Genomic DNA, 19,170 nt, shown 5'->3' with positions numbered 1-19,170 from the left:
GGCCGGTCCATGGACGTTAACCATGCTAAGAGAGAATTTAAACAATTCTAAAATTGGGTGGTACCACGATAACTTCGTCCCTGGGTGGACGAAGTTTTTTTGTGTCTAAAAATCCAATGGCGATTGTTTGATAAAAATTTTAAGGAGTGAGAATATGCGCGTTAAAGAAACGTTAAACCTCGGTAAGACCAAGTTTAAAATGCGTGGAAACTTACCGGTCAAAGAAGTTGAACGGCAAAATGTGTGGGCTGAAAATAAAGTCTACGAACAACGGCAAAAATTGAATGAAGGTAAGCCAAGCTTTATCTTACACGATGGCCCACCATACGCGAATGGTGATATCCATATGGGGCACGCCTTAAATAAGATCACGAAGGATTTCATCGTTCGCTATAAGTCGATGAATGGGTTTCGGGCACCTTACGTTCCTGGTTGGGATACCCATGGGCTACCAATCGAACAGAAGTTAAAGCAAGCCGGTTATGACCGCAAGAAGATGACGGACAATGAATTCCGAGAACTTTGTCGGAAATACGCGTTGGAACAAGTTGATCGTCAACGTGATGAGTTTAAGCGCTTAGGCGTTGCTGGTGAATGGGACAACCCATACTTAACGTTAAAGCCAGAATTTGAAGCGGCTCAAGTGCGGGTCTTTGGTGCGTTTGCTAAACGTCACTTGATCTACCGGGGCCAAAAGCCTGTCTTCTGGTCATGGTCTTCTGAATCGGCTTTGGCAGAAGCTGAAGTGGAATATCATGATGTGACATCGCCATCCGCCTTCTACGGTGAACATGTCATTGATGGTAAGGGTGTCTTAGATGATGATACCTATATGGTTGTTTGGACAACAACTCCTTGGACGATTCCAGCTTCAGAAGGAATCACAATCGATGCAAGTTTTGATTACGTCGTTGTGCAACCGGCTGGTGAAAATCGTAAGTTTGTGCTCGCGGCTGAATTGTTGGACGAAAATGCCAAACGATTTGGTTGGGAAGATGTTCAAGTGCTTAAAACGGTCAAGGGTGCGGAACTCGAAAACATTTTGTGCGAACATCCTTTTGACAACAGTCGGCATTTAGTAACGATGTTAGGTGATTTTGTCACACTTGATTCTGGGACTGGGCTAGTGCATACTGCGCCTGGTTATGGGGAAGATGACTACCGGATCGGTAAGCAATACGACCTGCCAATCTTTGCTCCCGTAGATGACAAAGGGTTCTTAACGGCTGAAGCTGGTGATGATTTTGCGGGGGTCTTCTACGATGACGCTAACAAGATCGCACTGGACAAGTTGAAGGCCGCTGGGTTATTACTGAAATATATGCCATACGAACACAGCTATCCATTTGACTGGCGGACTAAGAAGCCGATTATCTTCCGGGCAACGCCACAGTGGTTTGCTTCCGTTGGTGATATGCGTGATGAAATCCTTAAGTCGATGGATGACGTTGAATTCTTCCCAGAGTGGGGTAAAAAGCGTCTTTACAACATGATTCGTGACCGTGGTGACTGGGTCATTTCACGGCAACGAGTTTGGGGTGTACCTCTTCCAATCTTCTATGCTGAAGATGGCACTGCCATCATGGACGAAGTGACGATTAACCACGTAGCTGATTTATTTGGCAAGTATGGTTCGAATGTTTGGTTCGAACGCGACGCTAAGGATCTATTGCCAGATGGCTATACCAATGAACATTCACCAAACGGTACCTTTACTAAGGAAACCGATATTATGGATGTTTGGTTCGACTCTGGTTCATCACACCAGGGTGTCCTGGCAGAGCGCTCATACCTCGACTATCCAGCCGACTTATACCTTGAAGGTTCTGACCAATATCGTGGTTGGTTCAACTCAAGCTTGATTACGAGTGTGGCTGTTTCTGGACATGCCCCATACAAGCAAGTCTTGTCACAAGGTTTCACGTTGGATAATCAAGGTCGTAAGATGAGTAAGTCACTGGGCAACACGATTGCGCCAGCTGATGTTATTAAGCAGATGGGTGCTGAAATCGTTCGGATGTGGGTCGCTTCAGTGGATACCAGTTCCGACGTTCGGGTCTCAATGGAAAGCTTTAAGCAAGTAGCCGATTCCTACAAGAAGTTCCGGAATACGGTACGCTTCATGTTAGGCAACACCGCAGACTTTGATCCGAAGACCAACCGCGTGGCTTATGAAGATTTAGCAAGTGTGGACCAGTACATGGAAACACGGTTGAACGAATTCGTAGCTGAGACGAAGGACCATTACGATCATTATGATTTCTTGGATATCTACAAGAAGTTGATCAACTTCTTGACGGTTGATTTATCAAACTTCTATCTCGATATTGCCAAGGATATTATGTACATTGATGCCGAGGATAGCCATTCACGGCGGTCGATGCAAACGGTCTTCTACGATGTTTTGGTTGCCTTGACGAAGCTCTTCACACCAATGCTGCCACACACGACTGAAGAAATTTGGCCATTCTTGAAGGAACCAGAAGAATTTGCGCAATTAGCTGAGATGCCAGCTGTTCAAAATTATGCGAACAGCGACGAGTTGATGGCTCAATGGACGCGGTTCATGGATCTTCGGAGTAACGTCTTAAAGGCGTTGGAAGAAGCCCGGGATGCTAAGTTGATTGGTAAATCCTTGGAAGCACACTTGGATTTGTATGTTGATGATGATACGCAAGCCTTCTTAGATCATTTGAACACCAATGTTCGGCAGATGTTGATGGTTTCAGCATTAGATCTACACGCGTTAAGTGACGCGCCTGCAGACGCAGAAACATTTGGTGACACGTTAGCCATCAAGGTTGGCCATGCTGACGGTGACGTTTGTGATCGTTGCCGAATGGTTAAGACCGATGTTGGCAGTGACGAGGCTTATCCGATGTTATGTGCACGGTGCGCCGCAATCGTTCGTGAAAACTACCCTGAATCAGTAACAACTGGTTTGGAAGCTTAATCTGAATTAAATTTAGCGTGAGTCTTGATAACTTATGAAAAGTGCCACTAATCAGTCAAACGGGACTGATTAGTGGCACTTTTTTGTGCTGGCGTGTGGGGATTATCAAGTAGTCAGTAAATCCGAACACCGGGATGATTGAGATACAGCTGTAAAAAACTGATTGCGTTTTTCAGATGCAAGATTTAAGAGCTATTAAGAATTTACAGTTGCTGCGCAGGACTTTGAATGGTTATTATGAGAAATGGTCCTTTGCAATTGAATTTTCATGAAAAAGTCAGTATGATAATGAAGTAGTTTAAATTAAGGTCGATTTTATATAGATAGGATGTTGATGGCTGTGAAAATGATCAAGGTACACGGTTCTGGTAACGATTTTTATTTATTGGATCAAACACAATTTCAAGCACCGTTATCGGATGCGGATTTGAAGCAATTGGCAATTAACATTTGTAAACGTGACGGCGCAGGTTTGTACGATGGCGCTGATGGCGTGTTGGTTGTTGATAAATCAGAACATCCACAAGTACTTGGTCGGATGCGGGTCATTAATGCGGACGGGACGGAAGCTAGCATGTGCGGTAATGGGCTACGGACCGTTGCTCGTTATTTGGGCACGCAAAATAGTCAGGAAGACTTCCGGGTTCAGACGATGTATGCGGACTTAAAGGTGCAGGCCGTTGCTGATTTTGCGGCCCACGTCCCAGCTTACAGTGTTGAAATTTCACCCGTAACTTTCGACGCGCAGACACTTGGCATGCATGCGAATAACGATGCGACGACAATTATTAATGAAAAGATTCCAGCGCTGTCTGCTGACTTGAAATTCTCAGCTGTGGCGGTGCCTAATCCGCATTTGATTGCGTTCGTTGACCATGATACGTTGGTTGGCCCCGAATTAGGACGTATCGGTGAATGGATGAATGATGGTAAAAACCAAATTTTCCCTGATGGCGTCAACGTTAGTTTTGTGGAAGTCTTAGGACCAAATTCAATTTTTGTACGCACGTTTGAACGCGGGGTTGGTTTTACCAATGCTTGTGGGACTGCGATGTCGGCTTCCTCATTGATGTACGTGTTATTACACCAAGAAAGTACCGATTTTAATCAAGAAATCCACGTCACCAATCCTGGTGGGATGGTCAAAACCGTTGTTCACCAAGGTGCCGATGAAGAATACTGGATGGAATTGATCGGTAACGCGACGTTCGTCCGGATCGTGACTTTGCCATTAGAAGATGCGCTTCAGGGCGACTACAGCCCAGCTACCGCAACGGAAACTGGTGAGCAGGTTGCTTATGAAGATTTCGTCGCTAACCTTGCAAAGGCCTAATGGCGATTAGTGTCAATTGGTCCGCTTGATTTTAAGAATTGGAAAAATGGGTTAAGGAGCCAAATTGGTCGCTCGTTAGCCCATTTTTTGCGGGTTCGTTAAAATTACCGAAATCGCCCAGTTGAAAATTGCAATCGAGCTAAAAAATCGGTATCCTTATTGAGAGAGCAGACACTGAAAGGGGTTCTTGATCAATGACATTTGAGGAACGGGTTCAGAGTCGTCAGTTGGTTTATCAAGGCGGGTTGGTACAGGTCGAACGACAAGAAGTCACTTTACCAGATCAAACGACGGCAACACGTGAAATTGTGCGACACCAGCCGGCCGTCGCGATGCTGATGATTACCGCGCAACATAAAATGATTGTTGAACAACAGTGGCGCGCTGCAACCGGTGGGCTGACCGTCGAGATTCCGGCTGGTAAGGTCGAATCCGGTGAGACCATGGACCAGGCGGCCGTCCGCGAATTAAATGAGGAAACCCGATTGACAGCTCAGCACTTAGAAGCAGTCGCCCAATTCTACACGTCACCCGGGTTTACGGACGAACTAATGAAGTTGTACGTTGCTACCGGTCTGAGTGCGGTTGCAACGGCATTCCCACAAGACCCTGACGAACAAATTAGGCTCATCAAGCTGGACCTCGCGACGGCTGTCAGTCAAGTTCAGACTGGTCAGATTCAGGATGCCAAAACCGTAATGGCGATTTGGTACTGGCAAAGTCACCCTGAGTTAGGAGTTGAAGCATAGTGGCAGATGATGATCGACTCACCAGACAGCAATATCGACAACAACGTAGCCAGCCAACTGGTCACGATACTCAGGAACAAGAATCACCAACGGCCGAACCCAGTGCATCCCGACAAGCGTATGCTGCTGAGAACAACCGGGCTGTTGAAGAAGCCAAGACGAAACGGCTAGCCCGCAAATTGAATTGGGCGATTGCTGGACTAGTCGTTGGGATTATTATTGTCTTTTTAATTTTATTTTTAACACCATAGAAAGTAGGCGCTAGGCTCACATGAAATTTGGAATTATTTGTGCGATGGAAGAAGAACTTAAAACGTTACGGGATGCTTTGCAAGACGAAAAGATCGTTAATATTAAGGATATTACGTTCTATGATGGGACAATTGATCAGCAGGAAGTTGTCTTAGTGCAATCAGGCATTGGTAAAGTGCAAGCTGGTATGACTACGGCTTTAATGATTACTAACTTTGATGTGGACGTTGTCATCAACTCTGGTTCTGCAGGTGGGATTGGCGCTGGTTTGCATGTCGGTGACGTTGTCGTAGCTAAGGCAACTGCTTATCACGATGTTGATGCGACGGCCTTTGACTACGAATATGGCCAATTACCACAACAGCCACTATACTACGAAACGGATGCCAATTGGGTAAAGCAAATCATGGCGGCGGCCAAGGCAACCGGTTTGAATGCCAAGACTGGACTGATTGTTTCCGGTGACCAATTTATCGCAGGTAAGGCGGCTACCGATAAGATTTTAGCACACTTTCCAGAAGCACTATCTAGTGAAATGGAGGGCGCCGCAATTGGTCAAGCTTGTCACCAGTTCCAGACGCCATATGTGGTGATTCGCGCGATGTCCGATGTCGGTGATGAAAATGCCGGTGTTAGTTTTGACGAATTTATCCTGGAAGCGGGTAAGCAGTCCGCAGCGATGTTACTTGCATTATTTGCGGCGCAAAATTAGTCAGATGTATCGCAGCGATGCTAATAACTAAGAATTATTTAGAAGGAAGTATGATGTAATGAAGCAAGTGTACCTAGACAATGCGGCAACGACCCCAATGGCAGCGTCCGTTATTCAGACGATGACGGATCAAATGACGAATACGTTTGGCAATGCTTCAAGCACCCACGCATTCGGTCGGGCCGCCCGTGAAGTTTTAGACGATAGTCGGCACGTGATTGCCCAAAGCATTAACGCAGCTGACGATGACATTATCTTTACCAGTGGTGGTACAGAAAGTGATAATACGGCGGTGATGCAGACCGCGTGGACGCGCCAACATTTAGGCAAGCATATTATTACGACGGCAATCGAACATCAAGCAATTCTTAAATCGACTGCTTTTTTGGCAGAACATGGGTTTGAGATTACTTATTTACCCGTGAATGAACAGGGACAAATTAGTCTGGATGATTTGAAGGCGGCACTACGTCCTGATACGATTCTCGTCTCAATCATGACCGGGAATAATGAAGTTGGTTCACAGATGCCAATCCATGAAATTGGTGAATTGTTAAAGGATCACCAGGCATGGTTCCATACGGATGCAGTGCAGGCCTACGGGTTGTTGGATATTGATGTGCAACGGGATCATATTGACATGTTGTCCACCTCAGCACATAAAATCAATGGGCCTAAATTCTTGGGCTTCTTGTATAGACGCAATGGCATTAACTTTCCTAGCTTTGTCAAGGGTGGCGAACAGGAAGATAAGCGCCGTGCCGGTACTGAAAATATCCCGGCAATCGCGGGCTTTGCCACGGCCGTGCAAGAACTGACGACCGCTGAGAAAGCCCACCGGCAGGCTAAGTATCGTGAGTTCAAGCAATACATCGTTGACCAGTTAACGGCTAACGGAGTTGATTTTGAAGTCAACGGGTCCCTCGGTGAGCATAACTTGCAACACGTTTTGAACTTATGGATCAAAGGGGTATCGACCTATACAATGCAAACTAACCTGGACTTAGGTGGTGTCGCAGTTTCTGGGGGCTCCGCATGTACGGCGGGGAGCCTAGAACCATCACACGTTTTAATTGCAATGTATGGTGAAGACTCTCCCCGGATCAGCGAGTCGATTCGGTTGAGCTTTGGTCGCTATACTACTAAGGCTGATCTGGATCAGTTTGTAACGGTGCTGACGAAGACGACGCAGCGCTTATTAAAAAAGCAGGGGGCGTGACGATGGCATACACAACAACGGTTAAACTAGATGGGGATACTAAGACGTATACGCTGAGTCCAACGGTCAAGAAATACACGTTGATGGATTTGGGTTTTGTGAAGGGTCGCTCGGGCGCGTTTAGTTTTGAACGTTCCTTGGATCCCACTTCACCCTATCAAGCGGCTTTCAAGCTGAAGATGACAGTCAATGCGGATTTGACTGGGTTTAAGATGACGACGGTAACGGGCAATGGTGTCCAACGGGCAAATATTTTCAAAAATGACGCCCATCCGGAAGCTGTTGAACAATTACGGTATATTTTAGCTAACTTTATTGAACGGGATGTCCTCACGACGGACTAATCAGGGAACGCCTGGCTTGCAGCCGGCGTTTTCTTTGTTATAATGGAACTTACTGGACTTGTACGACCTTCAAATCGTGGATTCTCCAGAATCTTTTGGAAATGATGGTGAAAAGTATGACTGATCACAGTAACACGCGTGTCGTTGTCGGCATGAGTGGTGGTGTTGATTCATCCGTAGTGGCGTTGCTCTTGAAGCAGCAAGGTTATGACGTGGTGGGCGTGTTTATGAAGAATTGGGACGATACGGACGAAAATGGTGTCTGTACCGCGACCGAAGATTATAAAGATGTTGCCAAAGTGGCAGATAAAATTGGGATTCCTTATTACTCGATTAACTTCGAGAAGGAATATTGGGACCGGGTCTTCACGTACTTCTTAGACGAATACAAGAAGGGACGCACACCGAACCCCGATGTTATCTGCAACAAAGAAATTAAGTTTAAGGCGTTTTTAGATTACGCGATGGATTTAGGGGCGGATTACATTGCCACTGGTCATTACGCGCGGTTACAACATGATGAAGATGGCACGATGCACCTTTTGCGTGGTGTTGACAGCAACAAGGACCAAACTTATTTCTTAAGTCAGCTGGATTCGAAGACCTTACAAAAGGTGATGTTCCCACTTGGCGAAATGGTGAAGCCTGACGTTCGTAAGCTTGCTTTAAACGCGGGCTTGGCAACAGCTAAGAAGAAGGACTCCGTTGGGATCTGCTTCATTGGCGAAAAGAACTTCAAGGAATTCCTAGGCCATTACTTACCAGCAACACCAGGTAAGATGATGACTTTCGATGGTCAAGTAAAGGGTGAGCACGCCGGGCTGATGTATTACACGATTGGCCAGCGCCGCGGACTTGGTATCGGTGGTGATGGTGAGGATAACGAGCCATGGTTTGTGGTCGGTAAAGATCTGAAGAAAAATATTCTGTATGTTGGCAAGGGCTACCATAATCCGCACCTGTACGCAACCCACTTAAAGGCGTCCGACTTACACTTTGTGACTGATGAAGACTTAGGTAATGACTTCCACGTGACGGCAAAGTTCCGTTACCGGCAAAAAGATTCTGGTGTGACGGTGCATTTTAATGATGACCACACGGAAGTTACCGTGACTTTTGATGATCCAGTTCGGGCGATTACTCCTGGACAGGCCGTTGTCTTCTACAACGGTGAGGAATGCTTAGGTTCCGGTATGATTGACGCTGCTTATAATGATGAGCGCGTCTTACAGTATGTTTAGTTCGTAATTGGTTTACCGCTGATCAAGCTGAGCTTGATTAGCGGTTTTTTTGTATGTATTGGGTCGGCCGTGGCCGGCGTACGTCAAAGCTTAGGTCGGACTTGCTTTTCTTGGCTAGGTTGATTAAGCTAAATGGAGTATGATCAATCGGACTGATTGGTTATAATCGATAAGCTGTTGTGGGATGGAATGATTATGAGACAATTAGCACATTTTAAATTTTTTGATACGCTATCTAAGAAAATGGTAGCCGGTTTTATTATCTTAATTCTGATTGGGACAGTCTTACTGAGCCTCCCATGGGCGACGCCAGCAAACGTGCACACGTCGTTGATCGATGTGTTGTTTACGTCGGCATCAGCGACATGTATTACTGGGCTGACCGTCGTCAATACTGCTGCGCACTGGACAACGTTTGGTCAATTGGTGATTCTGGTACTTTCGGAGGTCGGTGCGCTGGGCTACATGACCTTTGCGGTACTCCTCTTTAATATTATGCGTCGTCAGATCGGTCTCTCTACGCAGTTGATGGTCAAGGCCTCCCTGAATTTGGAACGATTGAGTGATACTAAAAGCGTTATGAAGTATGTCGTGGGTTTGTCACTGCTCTTTCAGCTAGGCGGTCTTGGGTTGCTCGCAATTGATTTTGTACCTCGATTTGGTTGGCGTCACGGATTGTATGTGTCACTATACCATGCGGTTATGTCATTTTGTAATGCCGGTTTTGATGTGTTTGGCGATAGTCTGCAAGGCTTTCGTAATGATCCATACGTCTTGACGGTCACGATGATCCTAATTATTGCGGGTGGCCTTGGATTTTTAGTTTGGCGTGACGTGCTGCTGTACCATACGCGTAAGCGACTGACTTTAAATTCCAAACTGACCTTACTCACAACTTTCAGTTTATTTGTCATCGGTTTTGTCTTGTTGTTGATCACTGAACGTGACTTGGAACTGTTGCCAACCGGAATGTCGTGGGTCAACCGAACGATCAATACGCTGTTTTTAAGTGTTACCCCCCGGACAGCGGGTTTAATTACAATGCCTACTCAAGGATTGCAAGCGGGGAGTTTATTGGTCATTATGATTCTGATGTTCGTTGGTGGGACGCCTGGATCGACTGCGGGTGGGATCAAGACGACAACGTTTGGCGTTTTGATGTTCCAAAGTATTGCCCAGCTACGTGGTCGCCGTGATGTTGAGTTTAGTCATCGTCGTTTTAGTCAGGAGAATATCAATCGGGCGCTAATGCTGATTTTCTTGGCTAGTATTGTGCTGACAGTGGCAACACTGATCTTAACGCAGACTGAAAAAATTCCGAAGGGCTTCGGGTTGGAATACGTTTTGTTTGAAGTGTTATCAGCATTTGGAACCGTCGGACTCAGTTTGGGATTGACGCCCAATCTGACTTTGATTGGGAAGATTGTAATCATGATGCTAATGTTTATTGGCCGGGTGGGGATCTTCACGTCACTCTACGCGCTTTCCAGACGTCAAGCTAGGGTGAACTTGATCCGTTATCCGGCAGAAAATATTTTGATTGGTTAGGTGGGCAACATGCGAAAAAATTTTGCTGTATTTGGTCTAGGACGGTTTGGTGAGAGTGTTGTTCGGGCGCTTGCCGCAGCTCATCAGGATGTTTTGGCCGTTGATATTAACGAAGAACCAGTTAACGAGCTAATGGACGTGGCGACACAGACAATGATTGCTGATACCCGTGACGAGCAGGTGTTGCGTGATTTGAACGTCGATACGTTTGATTATGTGATTATTGGGATTGGCAATAATATGGAAGCCAGTATTCTGACGACGATGTTGAGCAAGGAGCAGGGGGCGAAAAAGGTCATCGCCAAGGCCGAAACTAGCGACCAGGGGCGGGTCCTTGAACGGGTCGGCGCTGACCAAGTCGTATTTCCGGAACGTGATATGGGTCAGGGCATTGCCCACCGCATCCTTTCCAACCATATTTTAAACTTTATTGACTTAAGTGATGAGTATACGTTGGCCGCAATCGAGATTACGGATCCGAACTTTGTTAATCAGAATCTGATCGATTTAAAGATCCGGCAACGTTTTGGTCTGACGGTAATTGCAATCAAACACGAGAAACACATTGATGTCTCGCCCAAGCCGACGGATATGATGGCCCTCCATGATGTGATTACTGTGGTTGGTCCAGTTAAGGGCGTTATTGCGTTAGATGAAGCGTTAAAAAAATAAATGGATTAATGATGTAAAAACATCAAGGACAACGGGCCTTGATGTTTTTTTGGTTACAAGGGTGACTGGGTATCCACGTTGTGGCCGGTTATCACCAGGCGTTTAATTAATATGGAAAGTTAATGAATCAAAACATAACCCACAGTTTCGATTGGTATACATGATAAACTATGGTTGGCGTCAGGGGAAGAGGACGGTGAAAGCGGAATCATAAAGTGATTAGTAAACTAATATGGTAGCAGGCGACTGGAAAAGCAGTCGATTGAGAAGGAGGAAGCAACATGCGAACTTTTAAATTAATGACCGGGTTGAGTGGTGGCGCAACTTTACTATCACTTGCGCTAATGCCCCTAGCGGTGTTAGCGGCCGGACCCGGAACAGCAAGCAACAATTTGACGACAGTTTCGTCTGGTTATGTTGCGGATAGCACGGGTAATGCGGAAGCGTTATCGAATGCACAATTTACGGTTATGCCCGGTGAATTAACGTTGGATGCTGTGCCAAATATCGCGTTAAGTTCGACCAACGTTAAGAATATTGCATCTGCTGCCACAACGTTAAATGCAACAAGTAGCAATACGTCGGGAGGCAGTGGCTATGATGGCAATGGTAGTGGCAATTTAAACGTTAGCGACTTTCGGGGAAATCATGCTGGCTGGACGTTGACAGTTGGGATGGGACCGTTTAGTTCGGGAGCGGCTAAAGTTGACTCGGCCACATTGAATTTGAATATGACCAAGGGTAACGCTGACAATGCTAATACTGCCGCGCCGACCGCATTGAGTTTGAATCAGAGCGAAGTGACAAACGGATGGGTCGCGAGCCCACAAACGTTATGGAATGCTGCTGCAGATAGTGGTGAAGGTTCAAATACAGCGACGACTGCCACGAGCAGTTCATTGCAAGTCGGTAAGCAGTCCAATATTTCTGCTGGAACTTACACAGCAACGCTTTACTGGACGCTTCAAAATGCACCAGCAGCTGCTGCAGCAACACCAAAAGCAGCTTCATAGGTTCAGCTGATCATCGCGCGTCGTTATTCAATGATTAAGTGAAGTGGGGGTGTTTAGAATGCGATGGAAACAAATCGGTCAGTGGTGGTTATTAGTGTTGGCATTGCTACTAGGCGGGCTTTTAGGGTCATTACCTGGTCAAGCGGCATCTAACACACCCGCATCGGGTTTTATTCTGACACCCCTACTGCCCAAGGATCAACTAGATAAGCAGGCGGGTTACTTTAATATGAAGGTCACGCCGGGAACGACGTCAACGTTCAGAGTCTCCGTCAGCAATCCTGGTAAATCAGCAATTACGTTGCAGGTAACACCGGTCAACGCAACGACCTCAGATGCAGGCAGCGTCGCGTACGTGCCGTCTAAGCGGCATGACCCATCTGCCACGACGACGTTTACTGACATGACGTCAAGTGGCGTCGTAGTTAAGTTAGCGGCTCATCAAGCGAAAACGGTGGCTTTTAAGACCACGATTCCCAAGTCTGGGTTCCAAGGGGAGGTGTTAGGTGGCCTCTTTGTCACCAATCCAACCGCCAATGCGGCCCGGCCAACGACGAGTCAAGGTTTTATGTTGAAGAATCGCTATGCAGAGGTTACAGCGGTGGCGCTTTGGTGTCAGCCGCAAGTGACGATTCCAGTTAAGTTAGTCCTCGATGAAGTCAAAGTGACGCCCACCAATGGGCAACCAGTACTCTTTGCCAAACTCCGTAATCTGACGCCGACACTTTTTGGACAACTCAAAATTCAAGCACGCGTTATTCAACGCACGACGGGAAAAACCGTTGCCACGCAGCAACTTAAATCAGGATCAATGGCACCGAATAGCTGGTTTAACTATCAAGTCGCGTTGGGCACGCAAAACTTAGCCGCAGGGAAGTACCGACTAAAATTGCATCTAACGAGCGGCCAGCGTGTCTGGGATTTCACCCGTGACTTTACCTTGACTGCAGAACGGGCGCAACAACATAATCATCATCTGGTTGGACCGCGTCAGGTCAACTGGTGGCTGTGGGGTGCAGTGGCACTAGTCATTCTCTTAGCACTTCTAATGGCGGCGTACTGGTTTGGCCAGCGGCGTTCGCGTAAGGAGTGAGGAACGATGAGAAAGTTGATCAAGGCTTGTGGCCTAATGGTGATAAGTATGCTGGTTGGTTTAGGTATCGTCACGAGTGCCTTAGCAGCCAAAACGGCGCCCCAATCGCCAAGCAGTCCACCGAGTTCCGTCTTAGGTTTGAATCTATCGGGCGGTTTTTCACAACAGCCAATCGATTCAAATGTGATTGGTGGCAACTCAGTAACGCTGTCGGTTCGGGCCCAGCGCAGTGCGCTTGAGGCGGCGACAAGTCTGTTGAGTGGTCGCAAGTACGTTTGGTGGGAATCGACGGATGAGGGGCAAACCTATCAGAAGATTGGCACTAATAGTCGAACCTATACTTTCAATGCGCCGCAAGTGACCAAAACAACGCATCTTTATTTTCAGGTCCAGTATGATTTCTCTGGTGTTGGGGCGTTTCCTGATTATTGGTCCAAAATCGCGAAAGTGACGGTCACGCCAGCCCGGGTGGTAACGACTGGCATCAAAGTGACGAGTGATGACGCGTGGCTCAATAATGCACAAACGACCATGGTACATGCAGCACTGACGCCAGAGGAAGCAACGGATCCAATTACTTGGAAGAGTAGTGACCCGTCACTTGCGGCAGTTGATGAATATGGGAATGTGACCGCAGCGGATGCCGCCACGGATAATTCCGGAAAAGCGGATGATCACGGAACTGTCACGATTACCGGAACCTCTAATGGTCTGAGTGATAGCGTCAAAATTTTGGTTGGAGCGTTACAAGATGTGACGGTCGTAGAAGGGACGCCGGCAACATTTACATTACCAGCATTGCCCGAGGGGGTGACTGTTAGCAATTGGTATCGTGTCAAGAATGGTAAGGCTACAGCCCTCAATGTCACGGATACGAGTTATACGGTCAAGGTACCGACCAATGCGGATGATGATGGAACGGCCTACTATGCGAGTCTAAGCTATCCGGTCAATGGCAAGCCACAGACGGTGACGACCAACGCCGCTTTGCTAACAGTTAAGAGTGGTGGGCGGTTATCATTGAGTGCCGTTCCTAATTTTAATTTTGGAACGTTAAACCTGCAGCGACTTGCACAAGGCACTGACTTGGCGACAGACCCGACGGCCGTAAAAGCTAATGACGGTTATGACGGTAATAATGACTATCGGTTGGCCGTGGTTGATGACCGGACTGTTGGGGCTGACTGGCAGTTAATGGCGAGTCTGAGTCCCTTTACTGCTGGAAATACAACAATCAAGACGGCTCGGTTAATGCTCAAAGACTCGACGGGAGTGCTCAATCAAACGATACCAACGGATGGTTCGACAACCAGCGTTTACCGGCAAACTGGTCATCAGAGTCAAACTTTTGATGTGGCACCTAGTTCATTACAGTTACCAGCAACACCATTGGCAACGCCTGGTGAGTATCAAAGCATTATTACTTGGACCTTGGCGATTGTGCCCGCTGCATAATAATTAGTGGTGGTAAGTAGTGTTTCAAAGCTACTTACCACTTTTTTGTTAAAGCAGGGTAATGCTGGAGTTGAACTTGGTTCGGCTGATTTAGTTTACATAATTATATTTTTATTAAGTAGATTGGAAAAACGACGATTTACTCTTACGGCTGAGTAGTACGGTGAATAACAGCCATTGGCAGTATGGCGTAGCAGTTGCATACTTAGTGGCTAAAAGATACCATGCCCGGTCAACTGATCGCGTTTATCAAATAATAGCGTGATGATCGTTAAAATTCGTGAACAGATTTTGAAAATCAGTCTGAAAACTGTCATAATATAGAACGTAAGACGTGTTGCGAGCGTGACGAAGTATCACGACCATCCGCCACGTCATTTGAAGTATTAACAGGGTTGGCCTAACGGCGATTGACGATGAGTTGCAATGATACTGCTAAATCATCGCAACCGTTATTCAGTTTGGAGGGGCCATTGCTCGAAAATAAGATCAAATCAAGACACTAGAGTAAGGAAGTAAGCAATTGACAAAACTATTATTTGTTCGCCATGGGAAAACAGAGTGGAATCTTGAGGGGCGCTATCAAGGCTCTCAGGGAGATTCACCATTATTACCGACTAGTTATCAAGAAATTCATGAATTGGCAGCGGCGCTCCAGGATATTCGGTTTAGTCATATCTATGTCAGTCCGTTAAAACGGGCGCGTGATACAGCGATGACACTACGTAATGATTTGACACAATCAGAGTTACCCATAACGGTACTGAGTCGTTTACGGGAGTTCAATCTCGGTAAGATGGAAGGAATGGCCTTCACGGATGTTGAAGCTACGTATCCGGCCGAATTCGACGCGTTTCGAAATCATCCGGATCAGTATGACCCGACAGCGATTCAGGGGGAGAGCTTTCAACAACTGCTGAAGCGGATGACTCCCGCTATTAAGCAAATTGTTCAAGCAAATCCACGTCGCGATGACAATGTTTTGATCGTTAGTCATGGTGCAGCCTTGAATGCCTTAGTCAACTCATTACTGGGAGCGACACTGGCGACGTTACGGCAACGGGGTGGCTTGTCGAATACGTCAACAACAATTTTAGAGACGCGTGACCGTGGTCAACATTTTAAGCTATTAGATTGGAATGACACCTCATACCTATCACGGCGGCCCGATGCAACTGATACGATTTAATATAGAAGGAAGTGGTTCGGATGGCAAAAACATCACGTCCTAGCAAAGCTAAACAGCAAGCACTAGTCCATCAACTCATTGGCAAGATTGATGCACAGCCCGAGGACTACCATGCTTATTATGAACTAGTGGTATTATTAACGGCTGGTCAAGATTTTGAACAGGCAGAGGCGTTAGCAATGAAGGCGTTGGGAAAGTTTGACCACCAACAACCCGCAGCCGACTACCTGCGTTATGCGTTGGGAAATGTCTATTATCAAGCTCAAACTTATGACAAAGCGTTACCATATTATCAACAAATTACGGATGATCAACTAAAACAGGATGCTTATTTAATGAGTGCACAAGCTTTAATGGCCCAACACGATTACCAACATGCCCTGGTCTGGGCCATTACGGCTCAAGAGGCACGTCCACAACAACTTGACGCTAATTTGTTAGTAGCAGACATATTACTTGCATTAGGCAATAATCAGCAAGCATCGGATTACTATCAACGCGCATATAAGATTGATTCGCAATCTGGGCGAGCTGCTTTTAACCTTGGACTGACCGCAATGGTACTGGGAAAACCGTATGCCACCTGGTTTGAACGCGCGCAGAAATTGGACAGTCAATATTTTAAAAGTCATCAGCAACAGCTAACGGATATTGAAAAAATGTTAGCCGCACAAGCAGATAATCAAAATCACTAATTTAGGAGGATTTCCGTGACGGACGAACAAGCACATTTATTTTCCGACGATATTGGTCGGGAACCGGTCACACACTTTATCGTCGGTAAAGTCGCTGCCGTTTTTTTTAGCAGTGCCGATAGTTTTTATAAAGTCTTATTAGTCAAAGTAACTGAACAGAACATTGATTGGTCGGAAGATGAGATCGTTGTTACTGGAAATTTTGCGGATATTCAGGAGGAGACAACGTATCGTTTTACCGGTAAAACGGTCACGCATCCCAAATACGGGGTTCAGTTTCAAGCGGATAATTATCAAAATGAAACGCCCACGACACGCGCAGGCTTGATTGCCTATCTATCTGGTAGTGATTTTCCTGGGTTGGGTAAGCGGACTGCTGAGCGAATCGTCGATACTTTGGGCGAAGACGCCATTGATCAAATTTTAGCTGATCCGAAGGTTTTAAAACCAATCGGACTTCGGGCCAGCGTTCAGACGACTTTGATCGACACGCTCACGGTCAATAACGGTTTGGAGCAAACTATCATCGGACTTAATGCGTACGGTTTTGGGAGTCGGTTAGCTGCGGCCATCTATGCACGCTATCAAGGTGACACTTTGGCTAAGATTCAAGCGAATCCGTACTGTTTGGTTGAGGATATCAAAGGCGTCGGGTTCAAAAAAGCGGATCAAATTGCGGCCCAACTTAAAATTGATCCCCAAGCGGATGACCGGTTAAAGGCGGCCCTATTGACTGAGATTAATGAGCTGTGCGTGGAAAACGGTGATACGTATACCACGGCTCAACCGTTGCTGAATCAAACGTTGCAACTACTTGAGAATGCTCGCAATGTTCAAATTGATCCTTCGAAGCTGGCTGATCAGTTGGTCGTCTTGGCGAAGGAAAATAAAATCGTGGGTGACGAGAATCGTATCTACTTGCGCGGTCTCTATGAAGCCGAGTGGCGCGTTGCGGAACATTTACAACGGTTGTTAGCCGCCGATAATGATGAAAAATTGTCTGAACGTGCCGTGGATCATGCTATCGAGCATGTCGGTCGAGCTAGCAACATTACTTATGATGAATCACAAACCGAAGCACTAAAAGCGGCGATTACGGCGCCTGTTTTTCTACTAACTGGGGGACCGGGGACTGGTAAAACGACCATTATCCGTGGCTTAGTCGCGCTCTATGCGGAATTACACGACGTTGCACTAGATATCAATCAGTATAAGGATAAGCCTTTTCCAATCCTGCTGGCGGCACCGACTGGACGGGCAGCCAAGCGGATGGCTGAAACGACTGGGCTCCCAGCTAGTACTATTCATCGGTTGCTTGGGTTGACGGGGCGTGAAGATGGTCCCGAGGAGCCTAGTAAGGAATTAGATGGGGGCCTCCTGATTATTGACGAAATGTCGATGGTTGACACGGTACTGTTTCAGCAGTTACTGACGGCGATTCCAAGTCACATGCAAGTCATTCTTGTTGGCGATAAGGATCAACTGCCATCGGTAGGAGCCGGGCAAGTGTTTCATGATTTATTGCAGTTTAGTGAACTGCCCCAAATTGAGTTAACGACAATCTACCGGCAGGGCAATGATTCCAGTATTATTCCGTTGGCCCACGCCATCAAAGATGGTCATTTACCGGCCGATTTTGCCGTCAACCAACCGGATCGCTCATTTATTGCCTGCAACGCTTATCAAGTCAATCACATTGTTGAACAAGTTGTGGCACGTGCCAAGGCGAAGGGCTTCAGTGCTGAGGAGGTACAAATTCTGGCCCCGATGTATCGCGGCACTGCCGGGATCGATCAGCTGAATACCACGGTTCAGAAAATCTTTAATCCGTTGAAGAGTGCCCATCAGAAGCATCTAACGTATAACGGTCAAGATTTTCGGGTCGGTGATAAGGTCCTGCACCTCGTTAATTCACCCGAGGATAATGTTTTTAATGGCGACATTGGTAAAATCGTCGGTATCGATCTGGCAAATGATTCTCACAATGAATCGAAGAAAGACCAGATCACGATTGCCTTTGATCAAAATGAAGTGACTTATCAACGCAATGAATGGAATCGATTGACATTAGCGTACAGTATGTCGATCCACAAGTCTCAAGGGAGCCAGTTTAAAATGGTTATTCTGCCACTGGTACCACAATTTGCACGGATGCTACAACGCAATCTACTGTATACTGCCGTGACACGTGCTGAACAAATGCTGATCCTGTTAGGTGATAGTCAATCATTTGAGCGGAGCGTTACCAATGAATCGGTTAATCGCCAAACCACACTGACGAAACGGTTACAACAAGTCTTTGGCGGGGATACCGTATCCGATGAAACGGCCACTATTGCGACTACTGACCAAGCAGAGGCAATGCCAGTCGGCGAAAAAGCGACGGCGGTTAAGAAAGTTGCTTCTGACGAGGAGTCGGCCACTGAAAAAACTCAGGAACCGAGTTCCCAGTCTGCTGGACCAACAATTTTGACCCCAGCGCTAGTCAGCGCTGGCCGAATCGATCCGATGATTGGCATGAATGGTATCACGCCAGCTAATTTCATGCCGCAAGTAGCTAATTGATAATTAATTGGTTATTGCAACTGAAATTACGGTGAACGACACATTGTCGGCGACGCTCATTATGCAAGAAAATTTGCTTGTGTGCGGTTTTTAGCCGTGGTTACTGCTATAATCAAAGTAGCAAAATCATCAAACAA

The 19,170-nt window shown here is 46.6% G+C and carries 16 protein-coding genes and 1 other annotated feature (1 of these 17 cut by a window edge); all 16 genes read left to right on the top strand.

Going from position 1 to position 19,170, the window contains the following annotated elements:
• Positions 1 to 85, top strand: a binding site (T-box leader); it begins 128 nt to the left of the window's first position.
• Positions 86 to 154: 69 nt separating this feature from the next.
• The 16 genes from ileS to recD2 all read left to right on the top strand — a co-directional run bounded on the left by ileS (position 155) and on the right by recD2 (position 19,033).
• Positions 155 to 2,953: an isoleucine--tRNA ligase gene (ileS, locus tag E5260_RS09345; RefSeq protein WP_003640849.1), complete on the top strand. Its 2,799-nt coding sequence runs from the start codon at positions 155 to 157 to the stop codon at positions 2,951 to 2,953.
• A 334-nt stretch (positions 2,954 to 3,287) separates the two neighbouring features.
• On the top strand, positions 3,288 to 4,286 hold the full coding sequence (gene dapF / locus E5260_RS09340) for a diaminopimelate epimerase (protein WP_003645933.1): 999 nt from the start codon (positions 3,288 to 3,290) through the stop codon (positions 4,284 to 4,286).
• Between the two features lie 194 nt (positions 4,287 to 4,480).
• Positions 4,481 to 5,035 (top strand): NUDIX hydrolase, encoded by a 555-nt coding sequence (locus tag E5260_RS09335; protein WP_003640847.1) that lies wholly within the window; start codon positions 4,481 to 4,483, stop codon positions 5,033 to 5,035.
• Entirely contained in the window at positions 5,035 to 5,286 is a 252-nt protein-coding gene (locus E5260_RS09330; protein WP_003640846.1) for a hypothetical protein, read from the top strand. The genes E5260_RS09335 and E5260_RS09330 overlap by 1 nt, the downstream gene beginning before the upstream one ends.
• A gap of 20 nt (positions 5,287 to 5,306) precedes the next feature.
• Positions 5,307 to 5,999, top strand: a complete 693-nt coding sequence (locus E5260_RS09325) for a 5'-methylthioadenosine/adenosylhomocysteine nucleosidase (protein WP_003640845.1) — start codon at positions 5,307 to 5,309, stop codon at positions 5,997 to 5,999.
• Between the two features lie 58 nt (positions 6,000 to 6,057).
• Positions 6,058 to 7,218, top strand: coding sequence for a cysteine desulfurase family protein (locus E5260_RS09320; protein ID WP_003640844.1), 1,161 nt, complete (start codon positions 6,058 to 6,060; stop codon positions 7,216 to 7,218).
• A 2-nt stretch (positions 7,219 to 7,220) separates the two neighbouring features.
• A complete protein-coding gene (locus E5260_RS09315) occupies positions 7,221 to 7,562 on the top strand; it encodes a DUF1831 domain-containing protein (RefSeq protein ID WP_003640843.1) in 342 nt (113 codons plus the stop codon).
• Between the two features lie 116 nt (positions 7,563 to 7,678).
• The gene (gene mnmA, locus E5260_RS09310) at positions 7,679 to 8,803 is read left to right on the top strand and encodes a tRNA 2-thiouridine(34) synthase MnmA (protein ID WP_003644602.1); all 1,125 of its coding nucleotides are present in this window, start codon (positions 7,679 to 7,681) and stop codon (positions 8,801 to 8,803) included.
• Between the two features lie 189 nt (positions 8,804 to 8,992).
• Entirely contained in the window at positions 8,993 to 10,351 is a 1,359-nt protein-coding gene (locus E5260_RS09305) for a TrkH family potassium uptake protein (RefSeq protein ID WP_003644601.1), read from the top strand.
• 9 nt (positions 10,352 to 10,360) lie between these two features.
• Positions 10,361 to 11,023: a potassium channel family protein gene (locus E5260_RS09300; RefSeq protein WP_024971792.1), complete on the top strand. Its 663-nt coding sequence runs from the start codon at positions 10,361 to 10,363 to the stop codon at positions 11,021 to 11,023.
• Positions 11,024 to 11,304: 281 nt separating this feature from the next.
• Complete coding sequence (locus E5260_RS09295) at positions 11,305 to 12,036, top strand: WxL domain-containing protein (RefSeq protein ID WP_003640839.1); 732 nt, start codon at positions 11,305 to 11,307, stop codon at positions 12,034 to 12,036.
• A gap of 58 nt (positions 12,037 to 12,094) precedes the next feature.
• The gene (locus E5260_RS09290) at positions 12,095 to 13,129 is read left to right on the top strand and encodes a DUF916 and DUF3324 domain-containing protein (protein WP_003640838.1); all 1,035 of its coding nucleotides are present in this window, start codon (positions 12,095 to 12,097) and stop codon (positions 13,127 to 13,129) included.
• 6 nt (positions 13,130 to 13,135) lie between these two features.
• The gene (locus E5260_RS09285) at positions 13,136 to 14,584 is read left to right on the top strand and encodes a WxL domain-containing protein (protein ID WP_003640837.1); all 1,449 of its coding nucleotides are present in this window, start codon (positions 13,136 to 13,138) and stop codon (positions 14,582 to 14,584) included.
• A 523-nt stretch (positions 14,585 to 15,107) separates the two neighbouring features.
• Entirely contained in the window at positions 15,108 to 15,773 is a 666-nt protein-coding gene (locus E5260_RS09280) for a histidine phosphatase family protein (RefSeq protein ID WP_003640836.1), read from the top strand.
• Positions 15,774 to 15,793: 20 nt separating this feature from the next.
• Positions 15,794 to 16,468, top strand: a complete 675-nt coding sequence (locus tag E5260_RS09275) for a tetratricopeptide repeat protein (RefSeq protein WP_003640835.1) — start codon at positions 15,794 to 15,796, stop codon at positions 16,466 to 16,468.
• A gap of 15 nt (positions 16,469 to 16,483) precedes the next feature.
• Positions 16,484 to 19,033, top strand: a complete 2,550-nt coding sequence (gene recD2, locus E5260_RS09270; RefSeq protein ID WP_003640834.1) for an SF1B family DNA helicase RecD2 — start codon at positions 16,484 to 16,486, stop codon at positions 19,031 to 19,033.
• The last annotated feature ends 137 nt before the right edge of the window (positions 19,034 to 19,170 follow it).

Origin of the sequence: Lactiplantibacillus plantarum (genome assembly GCF_014131735.1) — a bacterium.
Taxonomy (GTDB): Bacteria; Bacillota; Bacilli; order Lactobacillales; family Lactobacillaceae; genus Lactiplantibacillus; species Lactiplantibacillus plantarum.
This window is presented reverse-complemented; position numbering and strand designations above follow the sequence as displayed.